This window comes from Vreelandella jeotgali Hwa (assembly GCF_000334215.1).
Lineage (GTDB): Bacteria > Pseudomonadota > Gammaproteobacteria > Pseudomonadales > Halomonadaceae > Vreelandella > Vreelandella jeotgali.
The window spans coordinates 403,130-421,205 of record NZ_AMQY01000011.1 but is presented as its reverse complement, the minus strand read 5'-3'; the positions used below and the strand labels follow the sequence as shown (position 1 = coordinate 421,205).

Sequence of the window (18,076 nt, the reverse complement as noted above, 5' to 3'; positions counted from 1 at the left end):
GTCAGGGCGCCTGTTCGCGGATGACGTCAACGCCATCGGGGATTGCGAAATCAAAGCGCGCGTCGTCGATTGGCGCATTCTGCCGAATGTCGGAAAAACTGATCGCGGTCCGCTGGCCGGTGCTGTCGGTCATCCACAGCTCGGTGAGGGTATCGTCGTCAAAGGTCATGCTCAGCGTTTCAAATAGCGTATCCGGCGAGTCGGGAATCAGGGTAAACACGTCGTCGCCGTTCTGCCGCTCGCTGGATACCTCGAAGTTGTCGGTCAGCTGGCCGGCGCTGCCGGACAGCAGCAGCGCCGGCGTATAGGTCACACGGCGGTCCAGCGACTGCACCGTGACCTGCTCCAGGTCCGGATCGAAGAGGTAGACGTCGTCGCCGTCGGACACCACCGTCTGGCTGTAAGGTGCCTCCACTTCCCAGCGCAGCAGGCCCGGGCGTGACAGCCACATCTCGCCCTGCGCCTGCTGCAGCCGCTCGCCGCTACTGTCGAGAATCTGCTGCTCAAAGCCGGCCTCGTAGGTTTCCAGCGGTTCAAGCCGCTCGGTCAGGCGCTCGGCCGCTTCATTGGCGAGCGCCTGGGGGGCCACTACCAGGCCCAGCGCGCTGGCCGCCAGCGCGAGGGAAAACGACCGCTGCGTGTCGAGTTGACGCATCTGTGTCTCCTTGAAACCTTGTTCATCCACACCCGAGAGGATTTTACCCCGAGGCGATACCTGTGACGCAAAAAACGCCGGCGGGTTTCCCTCGACCGGCGTTTTCCCGTTTTTTTACATGATTTTTCGCGCCCCGTTGTCCAAAGGCTTCGCCATCAATCGCTGACCGGCGGCGGCGCGAGGACTTCCCGAGCGCCGTTATTGCCCATGGGGCTGACCACGCCGGCGCTTTCCAGGGTGTCTACCAGCCGGGCGGCGCGGTTATAGCCGATCTTGAATTTGCGCTGCACCGACGAAATCGACGCTTTTTGTGTCTCGGTCACAAACTGCACCACCTCGTCGTAGAGTTCATCCTGCTCGGCATCGCCATCGCCGCCTTCGGCTTCCAGACCGGACAGCGCATCGGCCGACACGCCGCCGGTGAGAATTTCCTCGATATAGTCCGGCTCGCCCCGGCGGCGCAGGTCCTCCACCACGCGGTGCACTTCATCATCGTCGACAAAGGCGCCGTGCACACGGTTGGGCGGGCCGGAACCGGCGGGCAGGTAAAGCATATCGCCGTGTCCCAGCAGGCTTTCCGCGCCGCCCTGGTCGAGTATGGTGCGCGAGTCGATGCGCGACGACACCTGAAACGCCATCCTTGAGGGGATGTTGGCCTTGATCAGCCCGGTCACCACGTCCACCGACGGGCGCTGGGTCGCCAGAATCAGGTGGATACCGGCCGCCCGGGCTTTCTGCGCCAGCCGAGCAATCAGCTCCTCGACCTTTTTGCCCACGATCATGAACATATCGGCAAATTCGTCGATCACCACCACGATATAGGGCAGTTTTTCCAGCACCGGCGGGGTCTGGTGCATTTCCCAGGGCTGCGGTTCCCACAGCGGGTCGGCTACCCGGGCACCGGCGCGCTCGGCCTCGTCCAGCCGGTCGTTGAAACCGGCGATATTGCGCACGCCCATGGCCGCCATCAGCTTGTAGCGGCGTTCCATTTCCGCCACGCACCAGCGCAGGGCGTTGGCGGCCTCTTTCATATCGGTGACCACCGGCGCCAGCAGGTGCGGAATACCGTCGTAGACCGACAGCTCCAGCATCTTGGGGTCGACCATGATCATCTTGAGCTCGTCGGGCCGAGCCTTGAGCAGCATGGAAATCAGCATGGCGTTGACCCCCACCGACTTGCCCGAACCGGTGGTGCCGGCCACCAGCAGATGGGGCATCTTGCCCAGGTTGGCGACCACCGGGCCGCCGCCGATGTCCTGGCCCAGCGCCATGGTCAGCGGCGATTCCTTGTCCTGGTAGACGTCGGAGTCGATCACCTCGCGCAGGCGAATCATCGCCCGGCGCGGGTTGGGAATCTCGATGCCCACGGTGGGCCGGCCGGGAATCACCTCGACCACGCGCACGCTTTTGACCATGAGCGAACGCGCCAGATCCTTCGACAGATTGGTGATCTTGGACGCCTTGACCCCCGCCGCCGGGCGAATTTCAAAGCGCGTGATCACCGGCCCCGGCCAGGTTTCCACCACCTCGGCCTTGACACCGTATTCGCGCAGGCGCACCTCCAGCAGCTCGGCCATGTTGGCCAGCTCTTCGCTGGAATAGTTGGGCTGGTACGGCGCCGGCTGACTCAACAGGCGATAGCTGGGCAGATCGCCTTCGGGCTCGGGCATATCGTCGAGCACCGGGCGCTGATTTTGCAGATGCTCCACCGTCCACAGCGCCGGCGAATCCGTCGGCGCCGCTGTGTCCCTGCTGGCCGACGGCTCTTCCGGTTGGCTGTCCGGCTCAGGTGGACGCGGGACCGCGGGTGCGGGAGCGACCGGCTCCGGTACGTCTTCGTCCTCTTCCCATACCGGTTCGGGCACCACTTCAGGGCCGCGCGGCGGCGCATCGGGCGTTCGATCCGTTGCCGGCTGCGGTGCGGGCTCGGGAGCGGGCTCGGCCGGCGTGGCGTCCCGGTGTTCCGACTCGAGTTGAGGCTCGGAGTCGTCTTGAAAATCCGATTCGGGCTGAGGTTCCGGATCGCCCCGGGATTCCAGGTCGCTCCGAGAGTCAGGTGCAAAACGGAGCTCCGCAGCAGAGTCGCTGAAGGCGCTGGCCTCCGGCGCTTCTTCCGTTTCCGCCATGACCGTCTCGGATCGCGCATCCGGGATTTTGTCATCCTGCGGCTTGGGGGGCGGATCGCTTTCGGGCACCGGTGCCGGCTCGGGCTCGGGCTCCTGCGTTGGCTCCGTTGCCGGCGCCTTGGCGTCTGACGGCCACTCCAGAGTCGGCTCAAGACGCGTCGTGGCGACGTCATCGTCTTCCCGGGGCGGCGTCGGGGTATTCAGCTGGGGCTCGGCATCCCGGCGGGGCGATACCGCTTCCGGCTCGGCGTGGCGAGGCTGACCGGCCGCCGTTTTACCCGTGAAATACGCCGCGGCATCCCAGGGAATATCGGTGCTGTCGTCGCTTGCCGGCGAAGTCTCCGGTACGGGCGTGGCGGAAGGTTCTGCTTTGGACGCTTCAGCCGGCTCCGGCGCCGGCCTGGTCGAGCATTCGGGCGCCGTGGCCGCCCGGCGACGCCCACGCTGCATCACTCCACGGCCCAGGCGGCAGACGCGATGGCCGGTTTCATCGGCAATCTGCAGCCAGGACAGGCCGCTGAACAACGGGAAGCCGCCCAGCATCAGCGCGGCGGCTATCAGCCCGGTGCCGGCGCTGCCCACCAGCGGGCGCAGCACGGCGGTCAGGCCTTCCCCCAGAATCCCGCCGGAACCGTAGGGCAGAACGCTGTCGGGATGATAAAAGTGCAGCGCGCCGAGAACGGTCGTACCCAGCAGCAGCAACAGCAGCCCCCCGGCATGCACGGCCAGGGCAACCGGGTCCAGCACAAAGCGTACCTGGCGCGAGCGCATCAGCCACCAGGCGGCAAAGCCGCAGATACCCGGCCACCACAGCGCGCCGATGCCCAGCAGCGAATAGAGCACGTCGGACAGCCAGGCGCCGATCGCGCCCATCCAGTTGGCCACGTCGCTTTCCGGGCCCCGATACGACCAGCCCGGGTCGCCCGGCTGGTAACTCAACAGCGCCAGCAGCAGAAACACGCACAGCGCTAACAGCACGACGACCACGCTTTCACGCACCGCGCCCTGCAGGCGTACGCCCATGCGCCGCGCCTTCCGGGTGGCGGCGCTTGTGGCAGACCTGACACGTCCCCGGGATCCGGTGCCCGGCGCATCCGACTTTCGCTTGTCTACCGCTTTGTTGACTTTCAAGCGACTCCCCTTACACCTGAACCAAACATTGCCCCGCACTCCCCGACACGGCCGCAACCGGCGGTACCATTCCAGCAGGGGCTGCCAGCTGGCATCATACCGGGCATCCCGCTACCGTCACAGGGTTTACCCCCGGGTTTCACGTTTTCCCCCGGCGCGAGCCGAGCGTCACCGGCCGCCGTAACTGGAGCGCCCCATGCTGCCCTGGCTATCATCGCCAACGCCCGAGTTTCCGCCGACCACAGCGGCGCTGGAGGCCCCCAACGGGCTGCTGGCGGCCGGCGGCCGACTCACGCCCCACTGGCTGGTCCAGGCCTACCGCCATGGCATTTTCCCGTGGTACAGCGACGACGACCCGATTCTCTGGTGGAGCCCGACGCCGCGCATGATTCTCGCGCCCGAGGCTTTCCGGCAGCGCCGAAGCCTGACCAAGCGGCTGCGCCACGGTGGCTTTCGGGTGACTCTGGATGTCGATTTTCCCGGCGTGATACGCGCCTGCGCCGCGCCCCGGGCCAGCGATGACGGCACCTGGATTACCGCCGGCATGCATGCCGCCTACTGCCGGCTGCACCGGCTGGGCATTGCCCACAGCCTGGAGGTCTATCAGCACGAACACCTGGTCGGCGGCCTCTACGGCCTGGCGATGGGGCCGGTGTTTTTTGGCGAGTCGATGTTTTCACGCCGGCCGGACGCCTCCAAGATAGCGCTGGCCTACCTGGCCGCCGCCATGCGTCAAAACGGCGGCAGGCTCATTGACTGCCAGATGCACACGCCGCACCTGGCCCAACTGGGCGCCGTGGATATCAGCCGTGCCGACTTTATCGAACACCTGAATACCCTGCTGCCCGCTGAAAACTTCGGCGGCCTCGGCAACACCACGGCAACGCCGCGCGTACCCGCCGCCGAATGGCTGGACGCTCTCGCCGATACGGACAACCACGCCCTGGTCACCTGACCGCACGCGTGCCGTACGCATTGCTTGCCGATAATACCCCAGCACGACGTATTACCAACGATTTTTGCCTTGACGCCTGCCATGCGGCACAATATAGCGCGACTTTACCGTCCGCGCGGCCATTGGCCGAGCGGCACTCCCCTGACGGGAGACTTTATGATGACTGATTATTCAACCCAGCGAGGAACGGCCTGATATGGCACGAGAAGATCATATTGAAATGGAAGGCGTGATCGTTGACACCCTTCCCAACACCATGTTCCGCGTCGAGCTGGAAAACGGCCACGTGGTTACCGCCCATATCTCGGGCAAAATGCGCAAGAACTATATCCGTATCCTGACCGGCGACAAGGTCAAGGTTGAGCTGACGCCTTACGATCTCTCCAAGGGCCGCATTGTTTACCGCTCGCGTTAACGCCGGCTCCCTGCCCCTCTAGCGCCTGCAGAGCCTGCCTGCTTCGGGGCCTGTACGCCACGCCCGATTTGTGCCGCTCGCTGCGCCTGCCCGATGGCCCTCTTTCGGGTCACTGATACGACAGCCGAGACGAAAACGGGGCGCCCCGTTCAACCGGGCGCCCCGTTCGTGGTTCAGGCCCATCGGCCCCGATGCTTGATCGCCTCAGGGGGCATCGGCCATTTCGGCTTCGGTGGAAAGTTGCAGCTCGCCGTCGTCCAGGCCGACATATACCGTGCCGCCCTGCTCGGCCAGCTTGCCGAAGAGGATCATCTCGGCCAGCGGCTTTTTCAGCTTTTCCTGAATCAGCCGCGCCATGGGCCGTGCGCCCATGTCCGGGTCGTAGCCCTGCTCGGCCAGCCAATCCCGGGCCTCGTCGTCCACTTCCAGCTGTACGCGCTTTTCATCCAGCTGCGCCTGTAGCTCGATGAGGAACTTGTCGACCACGTTGCGCACGATATCGGTCGGCAGCGAGCTGAACTGGATGATGCCGTCCAGGCGGTTGCGAAACTCCGGCGAGAACGTCTTGTTAAGCTCCTCCATCGCATCGGTGGAGTGATCCTGGGTCTGAAAGCCGATAGAGCGACGCGTCGCCAGCTCTGCCCCGGCGTTGGACGTCATGATCACGATGACATGGCGGAAGTCTGCTTCGCGGCCGTTGTTGTCGGTCAGCCGCCCGTGATCCATCACCTGCAGCAGCAGGTTGAAGACTTCGGGGTGGGCCTTTTCGATCTCGTCCAGCAGCAGCACGCAGTGGGGCTGTTTGGTGATCGCCTCGGTCAGCAGCCCGCCCTGTTCGTAGCCCACATAGCCCGGCGGCGCACCGATGAGCCGCGAGACGGTATGGCGCTCCATGTATTCGGACATGTCAAAGCGCACCAGCTCGATGCCCATGACGTGCGACAGCTGCCGCGCAACCTCGGTCTTGCCAACGCCGGTGGGGCCGGCAAAGAGAAAGCTGCCCACGGGCTTGTCCGGTGACTTGAGCCCCGCGCGGGAAAGCTTGATTGCCGCCGAGAGGCTGTCGATGGCATCGTCCTGCCCGAATACCAGCATTTTCAGGTCGCGATCCAGGTTGGCCAGCAGCTTGCGGTCGGAGCTGGAAACGCTCTTGGGCGGAATACGCGCCATGGAAGCGACAACCGCTTCGACCTGATCCACGTCGATGGTTTCCAGGCGTACTTCCGGGGGCAGCAGCCGCTGGTGGGCACCGGCCTCGTCGATGACGTCAATCGCCTTGTCGGGCAGATAGCGGTCGTTGATGTAGCGGTCGGCCAGCCGCGCGGCGGTTTCCACCGCGGCATCGGTATACTGCAGCTCGTGGTGCTCTTCAAACCGCGAGCGCAACCCCTTGAGAATGCGGATGGTATCGTCCACCGACGGCGCCAGCACGTCGACTTTCTGGAAGCGCCGTGCCAGGGCGCGGTCCTTTTCAAAGATGCCGCGAAATTCCTGAAAGGTCGTGGAGCCGATGCAGCGCAGCTCGCCCGATGAGAGCAGCGGCTTGAGCAGGTTGGAAGCGTCCATGACCCCGCCGGACGCCGCGCCGGCGCCGATGACGGTGTGGATTTCGTCGATGAAGAGAACGGCGTTGGCCTGCTTTTTCAGCTCGGCCAGCAGCGCCTTGAGGCGCTTCTCGAAGTCGCCGCGGTACTTGGTACCGGCCAGCAGCGCGCCCATGTCCAGCGCGTAAACCACGGCATCGTCGATCACGTCGGGGACGTCTTCTTCCACCACGCGCCGCGCCAGCCCTTCGGCGACCGCCGTCTTGCCCACGCCGGCTTCGCCGACCAATAGCGGATTGTTCTTGTGGCGGCGTGCAAGAATCTGCACCACCCGTTCGAGCTCGTGGTCACGGCCGATCAGCGGGTCAATCCGGCCCAGCCGCGCCTGCTCGTTGAGGTTGGTGGCGTAGTCGGTCAGCGGCTGCGCCGCGGCCTCGCCGGACGCCTCCTCGGTGTCTTCGCTTTCCTGCTGAGACGGCGATGACGAAGTGCCGTGGCCGGAGATGCGGGAAATACCGTGGGCAATGTAGTTGACCGCATCCACCCGAGCCACGCTCTGCTGCTTGAGGAAGTAAACCGCCTGGCTCTCCTGCTCGGAGAAAATCGCCACCAGCACGTTGGCACCGGTCACTTCGGCCTTGCCCGAGGACTGTACGTGAAAGACAGCACGCTGCAGGACACGCTGGAACCCCAGCGTCGGCTGGGTTTCGCGCTCGCCCTGCCCTTCGGGAATCAGCGGCGTGGTGGAGTTGATAAAGTCCTGAAGATCGGACCGCAGCTTGTCCATATCCGCCCCGCACGCCTTGAGCACGTCCACAGCAGCGGCGTTGTCCAGCAGCGCCAGCAGCAGGTGCTCAACGGTCATGAACTCGTGGCGCTTGGAACGTGCCACGGTAAAGGCCGTGTTCAGGGTCATTTCAAGTTCTTTGCTCAGCATGGCAGTCCCCTATTTTGCGACTTTTACCCTTTGCGACGTCTATCCTTCGCAACTTTTACCCTTTGCGACGTCCAGCCTTCGCAGTTTTTTACCCAGGGCGACTCAGGGTGTATCGCCATTTGACCTACCCAGGCGCTGATCCGGAACGCCCCGAAATATCTTTCGGGATCGATCTTCAGGCGCCCGGGGCTGGGCATGGGATCAGTTTGATTGACCGGCCCTCTCAACATCGGGCACAACACCCGCTCTTGCAAGCCTTGCCGCGAGGTTTTTCTCAATTCGGCCGCCGCTTGGCGGCATGGATCGGAAGATAGCGGGTCGGTCATCCGGATTCATGACACCGGGGCGTTATCCCGGGTCGTTGATATTTGCCAGCCGCACCGGTCGGCAATACCGATCAGCGGCATCAATCGGCCACATCGATATCGCACATCAGCGGGTGCTCGCATTCGCGGGCGTGGTCGTTGACCTGATAGCTCCGGGTTTCGGCAATATCGCGGGGATAAACGCCGCAGGTTGCCTTGCCGTGGTGGTGCACCGCCAACATGACTTCAATGGCCGCCTCGCTATCAAGGTGAAAAAACGTCTGTAGCACTTCCACCACAAAATCCATCGGCGTGTAATCATCGTTGTGCAAAACCACCTTGTACATGGGCGGCCGGGCCGTCTCGGGGTCGGCCGGGGCGACCGCCGGCTCGTCGGCAGTATCCGGCGATGCCGGTCGTGTCATGCCCGCGCGGGGTGAATCGATCATATCGGGATGGAACATGGCAAAAAGTGATGTCGGTGAGGTGAAACCGGCGCTACCACCTGCCGCTGACGGGCAGGTGCCGGAGGCCCGCCGGGTCTGCAGGAATGAAAAATCCGGGAATGAAACGCCGATAGTGAAACGCTGGATAGTAAAACATTGGATAGTGAAACGCCGATAGTGAAACGCCGAATAGTGACGATTCGACAGATCGGCGTCGGTGTCGTTCGCTGACGGTCAAAATACCACAGCGCCCGCAGACGCCAACAGGCCGTCGCAAAGACAGTCGCAAAGACAGGCCAGCGCAAAGACCATCGCAAACACAGTCCGGCGCAAAACCCTCCAGCGCAAAAAAGCCCCGCCCGCAGCCATGCGGACGGGGCCTGTCAGGCAGAGCGCTTACATGTTGTCAGCGACGGCCTGGCCGAACTCGGAGCACTTGAGCAGTACGGCGTTATCCATCTGGCGATGGAAATCGTAGGTCACTTCGCCCTTGGCAATGGCCTTTTCCATGCCCTTGAGCACCAGGTCGGCGGCGTCGGTCCAGCCCATGTGGCGCAGCATCATCTCGGCGGAGAGAATCAGCGAGCCGGGGTTGACCTTGTCCTGGCCGGCGTACTTGGGCGCGGTACCGTGGGTTGCCTCGAACATGGCGACCGCATCGGAAATGTTGGCGCCGGGGGCGATGCCGATGCCGCCGACTTCGGCTGCCAGCGCATCGGAAATATAGTCGCCGTTGAGGTTCAGCGTGGCAATAACATCGTACTCGGCCGGGCGCAGCAGAATCTGCTGCAGCATGGCATCGGCAATCACGTCCTTGATGACGATTTCCTTGCCGGTTTTGGGGTTTTTCATGGTTTTCCAGGGCCCGCCGTCCAGCGGCTCGGCACCGAATTCCTCGGCGGCCAGCTCGTAACCCCAGTCCTTGAAGGCGCCCTCGGTGAACTTCATGATGTTGCCCTTGTGCACCAGCGTCAGCGAGTCGCGGTCGTTGTCGATGGTGTACTGAATGGCCTGGCGCACCAGCCGCTTGGTGCCTTCCTCGGATACCGGCTTGACGCCGATACCACACTGCTCGGGGAAGCGGATATTGGCCACGCCCATTTCCTCGCGCAGGAACTTGATGACCTTGTCGGCTTCCGGCGAGCCGGCCTGCCATTCCACCCCGGCGTAGATATCTTCGGAATTCTCGCGGAAAATGACCGTATCTACATCGGCGGGCTTTTTCACCGGGCTGGGCACGCCTTCAAACCAGCGTACCGGACGCTGGCAGACGTAGAGGTCCAGCTTCTGGCGCAGCGCCACGTTGAGCGAGCGGATGCCGCCACCCACGGGCGTGGTCAAGGGTCCCTTGATCGACACGACGTAGTCTTCAACGGCCTTGAGCGTTTCTTCGGGTAGCCAGGTATCGGCGTCATAAACGCGAGTGGCCTTTTCGCCCGCATAGACTTCCATCCAGTTGATGTGGCGCTCGCCGCCGTAAGCCCTGGCGACCGCCGCATCGATGGCGATCTTCATCGCCGGGGTGACGTCCGCCCCAATGCCGTCGCCTTCGATGAACGGAATAACCGGGTCGTGGGGCACATTCAGCGTATAGTCATCGTTCACGGTAATTTTGCTACCGTTTTCGGGCAGGACGATATGCTGATAATCCGCGTTGGTAGAACCCATGGAGAACTCCCTGGTCTGGTCTTCTCGGTGGAGCGAACAAGTCTGTTCGATGAGGTGTCCAGTGTAGCATCGTCTTTCTGGAGCCGAGTAGCCTTGACCCACGGAACCTTCCTAAAGTCGAGTACGCTGTTGTCCGGCTTTCACTGCCGCGACGTTTTGATCACCCCGGACGATACCCCAAGCCATGAGCCAGATTTACCTGTTACACAAGCCGTATCGCGTTCTCAGCCAGTTTCGCGATGACCAGGGGCGCGCCACGCTTGCCGACCATATCAGCGTCAAGGGCGTCTACCCGGCGGGCCGGCTGGACTACGATTCCGAAGGCCTGCTGCTGCTGTCCGGCGACGGTGCGCTGATTCACCGTATCGCCCACCCGCGCCACAAACAGCCCAAAACCTACTGGGCCCAGGTGGAAGGCAACATCGACGACGCCGCGCTTGCCGCCCTGCGACAGGGCGTGACGCTGAAGGACGGCCCCACCCGGCCGGCGAAGGCACGGCGTATCGACGCGCCCGACGTCGCCGAGCGCTCAGCGCCGATAGACCCCGCCCGTCACCCGCACACCAGCTGGATCGAGCTCACCCTTAGCGAAGGCCGCAACCGCCAGGTACGCCGCATGACGGCCCACGCAGGCTTTCCCACCCTGCGCCTGATACGCGCCGCCATTGGCCCCTGGCAGCTGGGCCGGCTGGCGCCGGGTGAATGGCGAACGGAAACCCTCCACGCCCCGCGCTCGGCTCAACGCTCGGGCCGCAAGCCGGGACGACACCGCAGGAGAAACGCCCCATGACGCCACCGGCCCATCCCGATTCGCCGCTGGCTGGCACCGCTGCGTCCGGCACGGAAAGACGCCCACGCCCGGAGATACGCGCCACCGTGGCCTGCGTGATTCAGCGCGGCGGACGCTTTCTCATGGTGGAAGAAGACCGCGGCGGCCCCTGTACCGTCTTCAATCAGCCGGCGGGCCACATCGAAGCCGGAGAAGGACCGCTGGCCGCCGTGCGCCGGGAAGTCGCCGAAGAAACTGCCTGGGAGGTGACGCTTGACGGCTATCTGGGGCTTTACGTATTCGAGCTCAACGGCCTGACGTTTCACAGCCACGGTTTTATCGCCTCGCCGGCGCGCTTTCTGGACACCCCGCTCGACGACGACATTCACGCCGCCCACTGGCTGACGCCTGACGCGCTCAAGGCTCTGGATGCCGCCGGACGCCTGCGCAGCCCTCGGGTACTGCCGCGGATGGAAGATGCCCGCAGCGGGCGGCTGTTCCCGCTCGACGTTATTCACGAAGGCTAGCCGGCCAACCCCCCGACTCGAAGCCCGAGGGGCGCTTGGTGTATACTCGTTCGTCTATTTAATGCTTTTTCAATCGAGGATGCCCATGACATCCACCCAAGGCAAAGTCATCGTCGGCATGTCCGGCGGCGTCGACTCTTCCGTCTCTGCCCTGCTGCTGCTGGAGCAGGGCTACCACGTCGAAGGCCTGTTCATGAAGAACTGGGACGAAGACGACGGCACCGAATACTGCACCGCGAAGGAAGACCTGGCGGACGCTGAAGCGGTGTGCGACAAACTCGGCATCGTGCTGCACACGGCCAACTTTGCCGCCGAATACTGGGACAACGTCTTCGAGCATTTTCTCGCCGAATATCAGGCCGGGCGCACGCCCAACCCGGATATTCTTTGCAACCGCGAGATCAAGTTCAAGGTCTTTCTCGACTATGCCGAAATGCTCGGCGCGGACAAGATCGCCACCGGGCACTACGTGCGCACGGCAAGCGTCTCCCGGGGCGAGGACGCGGCACGCCCAAGGCTGCTGAAAGGCCTGGATGCCAACAAGGATCAAAGCTACTTCCTGCACGCCGTGCCCGAGGCGGCCATCGCCCGCACGCTCTTCCCGGTAGGCGAGCTGGAAAAGCCCGCGGTGCGCGAACTCGCCGAAAGGCACGGTCTGGCCACTGCGCGCAAAAAGGACTCCACGGGCATCTGCTTTATCGGCGAGCGGCGTTTCAGCGACTTTCTCAAGCAGTACCTGCCCGCCCAGCCCGGCCGCATCGAAACCCCGGACGGCGACGTCATCGGCGACCACCAGGGGCTGATGTACTACACCCTGGGCCAGCGCCAGGGGCTGGGTATCGGTGGGCTGGCCGACTACTCAGAAGATCCCTGGTACGTGGCGCAGAAGGACCTCGATCGCAATGTGCTGGTCGCCGTACAGGGCAAGCATCACCCGCTTCTGTACACCGATACCCTGGCGACCGAGCCGGTGGAATGGATTGCCGGCCATCCGCCCGCCGCCGAAGGGCGTTTTCGCGCCAAGACACGCTATCGTCAGGAGGACCAGCCGTGCTCGCTGACTCTCCTCGCCGACGGCGGCACCGAAGTGCACTTTGATACGCCCCAGCGCGCGGTCACCCCGGGGCAATCGCTGGTGGTCTACGACGGCGATATCTGCCTGGGCGGCGGCGTGATTCGCACGACCTGGCAGGCGCGGGAGGCGGCGGCATGAATAACGCCACGCCGATTCACCGCGCACCGGATGATCCGGCCAGCCGCCAGGCGCTGGCGCTGGCCGGCGTATTTCAGGCAGCCAGCGTGGTTGACGAGCTGGCACGCAACGGCCATGCCGACCAGCGTGCCTGGGAAACGCTGATCAAGGCCACCGTGGATACCAACCCGGAAAGCTTTGAAGCGGTTTACGGCGGCCATCCCAACAACCTGCGTCAGGGACTGGAAGTCCTCGAAGCCCTGACCGGGCGCAAGCAGGCCAGCCCGGTGGTCATGCGCTACGGCTTCTCGATGATTCTGCTGATGAGCAAACTGCGCAACAACAGCGATATGCTGGATGAGCTGGGCGAATCCCTGGACCGTGTTCAGCACCAGGCAGCGCACTTTGGCGCCACCCACGAAAACGTGGTCTCCAACCTCGGCGAGACCTATCAGCAGACACTGTCGACCTTCAAACACCGCATCGTGGTACAGGGCGACCCCACCATGCTGCAAAGCCCCATGATGCCCGAACGCGTGCGCGCCACGCTGCTCGCCGGGGTGCGCTTCGCCCTGCTCTGGCACCAGCAGGGCGGGCGCCGCTGGAAGCTGATTATCCAGCGCCGCGCCCTGCGCCGTGCGCTGGACAACCTGCCCTGACCCGGCGCCTCACGCCATCACGACCATCGACCGACTGACCAGGAACACGACCATGCAACTTTCTGCCCTGACCGCCCTTTCCCCCGTTGATGGCCGCTACGGTGGCAAAACCGCCGCGCTGCGCGAGCATTTCAGCGAATTCGGCCTGATCCGCGCCCGCGTCACCGTCGAGGTACGCTGGCTTCAGCGCCTGGCCGGCCAGGGGCAGATTCTCGAGGTGCCGCCGCTCTCCGCCGACGCCGCCGCCTTTCTCGATGCGCTGATCCGCGACTTTAGCGAAGCCGATGCGCAGCGCATCAAGGACATCGAACGCACCACCAATCACGACGTCAAGGCGGTGGAATACTTCCTCAAGGAGCGGATCGCCGACCATGCCGAGCTCAACGCGGTCAGCGAGTTCATTCACTTCGCCTGCACGTCCGAAGACATCAACAACCTCGCCTACGGTGTCATGCTGGCCGACGGCCTCGATGCCCTGCGCCCCAGGCTGCACGAAATCGTCGACGGCATCGCCCGGCTGGCCGACGAACACGCCGCCCAGCCGATGCTCGCGCGCACCCACGGCCAGACCGCCACGCCCACGACCCTGGGCAAGGAAATGGCCAACGTTGCCTATCGCCTGAAGCGCCAGCTGGTGCAGGTGGAAAGGGTTGAAATTCTCGGCAAGATCAACGGCGCGGTGGGCAACTACAACGCGCACCTCACCACCTACCCCGAGGTCGACTGGCAGGCCAACGCGCGTACCTTCGTGGAAGGTCTGGGGCTGACGTTCAACCCCTACAGCACCCAGATTGAACCCCACGACTACATCGCCGAGCTGTTCGATGCGCTGGCCCGTTTCAACACCGTGCTGCTCGACTTCAACCGCGATGTCTGGGGGTATATTTCGCTGGGCTATTTCAAGCAGAAAACCGTCGCCGGAGAGATCGGCTCCTCGACCATGCCGCACAAGGTCAATCCCATCGACTTCGAGAATTCCGAAGGCAATCTCGGGCTGGCCAACGCCGTGCTGGGCCACCTGGCACAGAAGCTGCCGATCTCGCGCTGGCAGCGCGATCTCACCGACTCCACCGTGCTGCGCAACCTGGGCGTGGGGCTGGGCTACGCGGTGATTGCCTACCAGGCATCGCTCAAGGGCCTCGGCAAGCTGGAAGCCAACCCCGAACGGCTGAACACCGACCTGGACGCCAGCTGGGAAGTGCTCGCCGAGCCGATTCAAACCGTGATGCGACGCTACAGCATCGAGAAGCCCTACGAAAAACTCAAGGAGCTGACCCGGGGCAAGCGCATCGACCAGGCGGGTTTTGCCGCTTTCATTGACACCCTGGCGCTGCCCGACGATGTTAAACAGGAGCTGAAAGCGCTGACGCCGGCGCACTATATCGGCAATGCCGAAGCCCAGGCCCGGGCACTGACCGAACAGTTGAACAGGCTATAGGCACCCGGCTGCCAGGGCCGCCGACTCAACACGTTAGATACTTTCTAGATACTTTCTAGATACTCTCTATATTCTCTATACCCTACTCTCTTGAACACCACCAGCTGCATCGCCAAGGATACCGCCATGAGCCATCGTGATACCCCGCTGACCCTGCTGGGGGACCTGACCCCGGCCGAGTTTATGGCCGAATACTGGCAGCAAAAGCCCCTGCTGATTCGCGGCGCCATGCCCGACTTTCTATGCCCGATCGAGGCCGACGAGCTGGCCGGCCTGGCCTGCGAGGAAGGCGTGGAAGCGCGCCTGGTGGAGGAAAACGGCCCCGACGGCCCCTGGCAGGTATCCCACGGCCCCTTTGACGAGGCTACCTTCGAGCGCCTGCCCGAGCGCGACTGGACGCTGCTGGTGCAGGCCGTGGATCATTACGTGCCCTCGGTCGCGGCCCTGCTCGACGAGTTTGATTTTGTCCCCCGCTGGCGGCTGGACGACATCATGATCAGCTATGCGCCCCCGGGCGGGAGTGTCGGCCCCCACGTCGACCAGTACGATGTGTTCCTGCTACAGGCCGCCGGGCAACGCCGCTGGCAGCTGGGCGGAGAGACGCCCGAAGACGCCCCCATCATTGACGGCATCGACCTGAAAATTCTCGAAACCTTCGAGGTCGAGGCCGATTCGGACTGGGTGCTGGAACCCGGCGACATGCTCTACCTGCCACCCGGCTGGGCGCATCACGGCGTCAGCGAAACCGACGAATGCATGACGATTTCCGTGGGCTTTCGCGCGCCCTCCGCCGACGAGGCGGTCACGTCGTATGCCGACTACCTGGGCGAACAGCTGCCGTCTTCGCTGCGCTACAGCGATGCCGCCATGACGCCGGCGGACGCGCCGGGCGAAATCGACGACGATGCCCTGGCGCGCATGCGCCAGCTGATCATCGACACCCTGGATAACCCGGCGCAGCTAAGCCAGTGGTTTGGCCGGGTGATGACCCAGCCCAAATACGTGGATCAGCTGATTCCCTTTGATCCGCCGCTGGATGAAGCCAGCCTCGCCCAAAAGCTCGAGCAGACGCCATTGCATCCGGCGCCCGGCTCGCGCTTTGCCTGGCGGCGCGACGGCGACACGACCACCCTGTTCGCCGACGGCGAGGGCTATGCGTGCTCCGCCGAGCTGGCCCAGCGGCTGTGTAACAGCCGGCTGATCCACGCCGACCTGCTCGAGGATTTTCCCGACGCAAAGGCGCTGCTTACGCACCTGGTCAACGCGGGGAGCCTGAACTTCCCGCTGGACGACGAGGCCGACTGAGCCCCGGCGCCGATGGCCGGGTACCCCTGGGTGCCCGGCTCTGCCTGCCGTGCCGGCGCCGCCCGGCGGCGAATGGTTTTCCGCCACTTGCGGCGAAACGCCGCTACACCACCGCCCTCCCCGCCACGATCATGTAGTCAAGCTACAACCCTGCCTGCCCCCAAGTGTCAATTGCCGTCGGCCTCCATGTTGGCGATAGTAGCGCCATACATTCAGGACACGCCCGGCGCTGCCGACAACCGTTTTCCGTGAATCGTAAGCGGCTACAGCCAACATTTTTCGATAACAGACCTTCGATAACAAACGACCTTTGATGACAAACGACCTTCGATGACAAGGAGTTATTGCATGACCGGACTGCTCGACGATATCAAGGCACTGAAAGCCAAGCGTGACGCCCAGGGCGGCAAGTGGGACAACATCAACCCCGATCACGCCGCGCGCATGCGTCGTCAAAACCGTTTTCACACCGGGCTGGACATCGCCCGCTACACCGCCGGCATCATGCGCGAAGACATGGCCAACTACGATGCCGACCATGCCCAATACACTCAGTCGCTGGGCTGCTGGCACGGCTTTATCGGCCAGCAGAAGATGATTTCCATCAAGAAGCACTTCAACACCACCAAGCGCAGCTACCTCTACCTGTCCGGCTGGATGGTCGCGGCCATGCGCTCGGAATTCGGTCCGCTGCCCGACCAGTCGATGCACGAGAAAACCTCGGTGCCGTCGCTGATCGAAGAGCTCTACACCTTCCTGCAGCAGGCCGATGCCTGGGATCTCAACCATTTGTTCCGTGATCTCGACGATGCCCGCGACGCGGGTAACGACGCCGAGGTCAAATCGCTGATTCAACAGATCGACGACTTCGAGACCCACGTCGTACCGATCATCGCCGATATCGACGCCGGTTTTGGCAACGCCGAAGCGACCTACCTGCTGGCGAAAAAGTTCATCGAAGCCGGCGCCTGCTGCATCCAGCTGGAAAACCAGGTATCCGATGAAAAGCAGTGCGGTCACCAGGACGGCAAGGTCACCGTGCCCCACGAAGACTTTATCGCCAAGATCAACGCCGTGCGCTATGCCTTCATCGAGCTGGGCGTGGACGACGGCGTCATCGTCGCCCGCACCGACTCGCTGGGCGCCGGCCTGACACAGAAAATCGCTGTCACCCAGGAGCCCGGCGATCTCGGCGACCAGTACAACAGCTACCTCGATGCCGACCCCGTGGCGTCGGCCGACGATGTCGCCAACGGCGATGTGGTCATCAAGCAGAACGGCAAGCTGGTCAAGCCCAAGCGTCTGGCTTCCAACCTCTACCAGTTCAAGCCCGGCACCGGTGAAGACCGCGTGGTTCTCGACTGCATCACCAGCCTGCAAAACGGCGCCGACCTGCTGTGGATCGAAACCGAGAAGCCCCACGTCGGCCAGATTGCCGGCATGGTCAACCGCATCCGCGAGGTCTGCCCGGACGCCAAGCTGGTGTACAACAACTCGCCGTCGTTCAACTGGACGCTGAGCTTCCGCCAGCAGGTATTCGACGCCTGGCAGGAAGAAGGCAAGGACGTATCGGGCTACGAGCGCGACGCGCTGATGGACGAAAAATACGACGCCACCGAGCTGGGCAAGCTGGCCGACGAGTGGACCGCCAACTTCCAGCGCGATGCAGCGCGCGAGGCGGGTATTTTCCATCACCTGATCACGCTGCCGACCTACCACACCGCGGCCCTTTCCACCGACAACCTGGCCAAGGGCTACTTCGGCAAGGACGGCATGCTGGCCTACGTGGCAGGCGTTCAGCGTGAAGAAATCCGCCAGGGCATCGCTACGGTGAAGCACCAGGACATGGCCGGCTCCAACATCGGCGATGACCACAAGGAGTTCTTCCACGGCGATTCAGCCCTGAAAGCCGGCGGCAAGGACAACACCATGAACCAGTTCGGCTAAACGCCGGACTCATGCCCGGCACCGGCGCCGGGCATCATGGCCATACCCGGGGAGGCT

General features: G+C 63.6%; 14 protein-coding genes. 9 read left to right on the top strand and 5 right to left on the bottom strand.

From position 1 onward, the window contains the following. Position 1: 1 nt before the first annotated feature. Together lolA and C793_RS0105185 are read right to left on the bottom strand one after the other, a co-directional pair. Positions 2 to 655 (bottom strand): outer membrane lipoprotein periplasmic chaperone LolA, encoded by a 654-nt coding sequence (gene lolA / locus C793_RS0105190; protein WP_017429891.1) that lies wholly within the window; start codon positions 653 to 655, stop codon positions 2 to 4. Between the two features lie 155 nt (positions 656 to 810). Then, positions 811 to 3,804 (bottom strand): DNA translocase FtsK, encoded by a 2,994-nt coding sequence (locus C793_RS0105185; RefSeq protein ID WP_017429890.1) that lies wholly within the window; start codon positions 3,802 to 3,804, stop codon positions 811 to 813. Positions 3,805 to 4,108: 304 nt separating this feature from the next. Between C793_RS0105185 and aat the strand changes: the two genes are divergently transcribed. Continuing rightward, positions 4,109 to 4,867 carry a leucyl/phenylalanyl-tRNA--protein transferase gene (gene aat, locus C793_RS0105180; RefSeq protein ID WP_017429889.1) on the top strand — a complete coding sequence of 253 codons (759 nt, stop codon included), beginning with the start codon at positions 4,109 to 4,111 and terminating at the stop codon, positions 4,865 to 4,867. Positions 4,868 to 5,063: 196 nt separating this feature from the next. Continuing rightward, entirely contained in the window at positions 5,064 to 5,282 is a 219-nt protein-coding gene (gene infA / locus C793_RS0105175; RefSeq protein ID WP_007111068.1) for a translation initiation factor IF-1, read from the top strand. 204 nt (positions 5,283 to 5,486) lie between these two features. Here infA and clpA read toward each other — a convergent pair whose 3' ends face one another. From clpA to icd, 3 genes are all read right to left on the bottom strand, one after another. Continuing rightward, complete coding sequence (gene clpA / locus C793_RS0105170; RefSeq protein ID WP_026106124.1) at positions 5,487 to 7,763, bottom strand: ATP-dependent Clp protease ATP-binding subunit ClpA; 2,277 nt, start codon at positions 7,761 to 7,763, stop codon at positions 5,487 to 5,489. A gap of 406 nt (positions 7,764 to 8,169) precedes the next feature. After that, entirely contained in the window at positions 8,170 to 8,517 is a 348-nt protein-coding gene (clpS, locus tag C793_RS0105165; RefSeq protein WP_156804899.1) for an ATP-dependent Clp protease adapter ClpS, read from the bottom strand. 393 nt (positions 8,518 to 8,910) lie between these two features. Then, positions 8,911 to 10,182, bottom strand: a complete 1,272-nt coding sequence (icd, locus tag C793_RS0105160; protein ID WP_017429886.1) for an NADP-dependent isocitrate dehydrogenase — start codon at positions 10,180 to 10,182, stop codon at positions 8,911 to 8,913. 184 nt (positions 10,183 to 10,366) lie between these two features. Here icd and C793_RS0105155 point away from each other — a divergent pair, with 184 nt between their 5' ends. The 7 genes from C793_RS0105155 to C793_RS0105125 all read left to right on the top strand — a co-directional run bounded on the left by C793_RS0105155 (position 10,367) and on the right by C793_RS0105125 (position 18,019). Further along, on the top strand, positions 10,367 to 10,972 hold the full coding sequence (locus C793_RS0105155) for a pseudouridine synthase (RefSeq protein ID WP_017429885.1): 606 nt from the start codon (positions 10,367 to 10,369) through the stop codon (positions 10,970 to 10,972). Further along, positions 10,969 to 11,478 (top strand): NUDIX domain-containing protein, encoded by a 510-nt coding sequence (locus tag C793_RS0105150; RefSeq protein ID WP_017429884.1) that lies wholly within the window; start codon positions 10,969 to 10,971, stop codon positions 11,476 to 11,478. Before C793_RS0105155 ends, C793_RS0105150 begins: the two co-directional genes overlap by 4 nt. 85 nt (positions 11,479 to 11,563) lie before the next feature. Further along, on the top strand, positions 11,564 to 12,691 hold the full coding sequence (gene mnmA / locus C793_RS0105145) for a tRNA 2-thiouridine(34) synthase MnmA (RefSeq protein ID WP_017429883.1): 1,128 nt from the start codon (positions 11,564 to 11,566) through the stop codon (positions 12,689 to 12,691). Next, a complete protein-coding gene (hflD, locus tag C793_RS0105140) occupies positions 12,688 to 13,329 on the top strand; it encodes a high frequency lysogenization protein HflD (RefSeq protein WP_017429882.1) in 642 nt (213 codons plus the stop codon). Before mnmA ends, hflD begins: the two co-directional genes overlap by 4 nt. A gap of 52 nt (positions 13,330 to 13,381) precedes the next feature. Further along, a complete protein-coding gene (gene purB, locus C793_RS0105135; RefSeq protein ID WP_017429881.1) occupies positions 13,382 to 14,767 on the top strand; it encodes an adenylosuccinate lyase in 1,386 nt (461 codons plus the stop codon). A 126-nt stretch (positions 14,768 to 14,893) separates the two neighbouring features. Further along, on the top strand, positions 14,894 to 16,072 hold the full coding sequence (locus C793_RS0105130; RefSeq protein ID WP_017429880.1) for a cupin domain-containing protein: 1,179 nt from the start codon (positions 14,894 to 14,896) through the stop codon (positions 16,070 to 16,072). 348 nt (positions 16,073 to 16,420) lie between these two features. Next, complete coding sequence (locus tag C793_RS0105125; RefSeq protein ID WP_017429879.1) at positions 16,421 to 18,019, top strand: isocitrate lyase; 1,599 nt, start codon at positions 16,421 to 16,423, stop codon at positions 18,017 to 18,019. The last annotated feature ends 57 nt before the right edge of the window (positions 18,020 to 18,076 follow it).

What these genes read in the sequence shown, in the direction of transcription:
- lolA (WP_017429891.1), bottom strand. Translation starts at nt 655, where the DNA reads ATGCGTCAACTCGACACGCAGCGGTCGTTTTCCCTCGCGCTGGCGGCC.
- C793_RS0105185 (WP_017429890.1), bottom strand. Translation starts at nt 3,804, where the DNA reads ATGGGCGTACGCCTGCAGGGCGCGGTGCGTGAAAGCGTGGTCGTCGTG.
- aat (WP_017429889.1), top strand. Translation starts at nt 4,109, where the DNA reads ATGCTGCCCTGGCTATCATCGCCAACGCCCGAGTTTCCGCCGACCACA.
- infA (WP_007111068.1), top strand. Translation starts at nt 5,064, where the DNA reads ATGGCACGAGAAGATCATATTGAAATGGAAGGCGTGATCGTTGACACC.
- clpA (WP_026106124.1), bottom strand. Translation starts at nt 7,763, where the DNA reads ATGCTGAGCAAAGAACTTGAAATGACCCTGAACACGGCCTTTACCGTG.
- clpS (WP_156804899.1), bottom strand. Translation starts at nt 8,517, where the DNA reads ATGATCGATTCACCCCGCGCGGGCATGACACGACCGGCATCGCCGGAT.
- icd (WP_017429886.1), bottom strand. Translation starts at nt 10,182, where the DNA reads ATGGGTTCTACCAACGCGGATTATCAGCATATCGTCCTGCCCGAAAAC.
- C793_RS0105155 (WP_017429885.1), top strand. Translation starts at nt 10,367, where the DNA reads ATGAGCCAGATTTACCTGTTACACAAGCCGTATCGCGTTCTCAGCCAG.
- C793_RS0105150 (WP_017429884.1), top strand. Translation starts at nt 10,969, where the DNA reads ATGACGCCACCGGCCCATCCCGATTCGCCGCTGGCTGGCACCGCTGCG.
- mnmA (WP_017429883.1), top strand. Translation starts at nt 11,564, where the DNA reads ATGACATCCACCCAAGGCAAAGTCATCGTCGGCATGTCCGGCGGCGTC.
- hflD (WP_017429882.1), top strand. Translation starts at nt 12,688, where the DNA reads ATGAATAACGCCACGCCGATTCACCGCGCACCGGATGATCCGGCCAGC.
- purB (WP_017429881.1), top strand. Translation starts at nt 13,382, where the DNA reads ATGCAACTTTCTGCCCTGACCGCCCTTTCCCCCGTTGATGGCCGCTAC.
- C793_RS0105130 (WP_017429880.1), top strand. Translation starts at nt 14,894, where the DNA reads ATGAGCCATCGTGATACCCCGCTGACCCTGCTGGGGGACCTGACCCCG.
- C793_RS0105125 (WP_017429879.1), top strand. Translation starts at nt 16,421, where the DNA reads ATGACCGGACTGCTCGACGATATCAAGGCACTGAAAGCCAAGCGTGAC.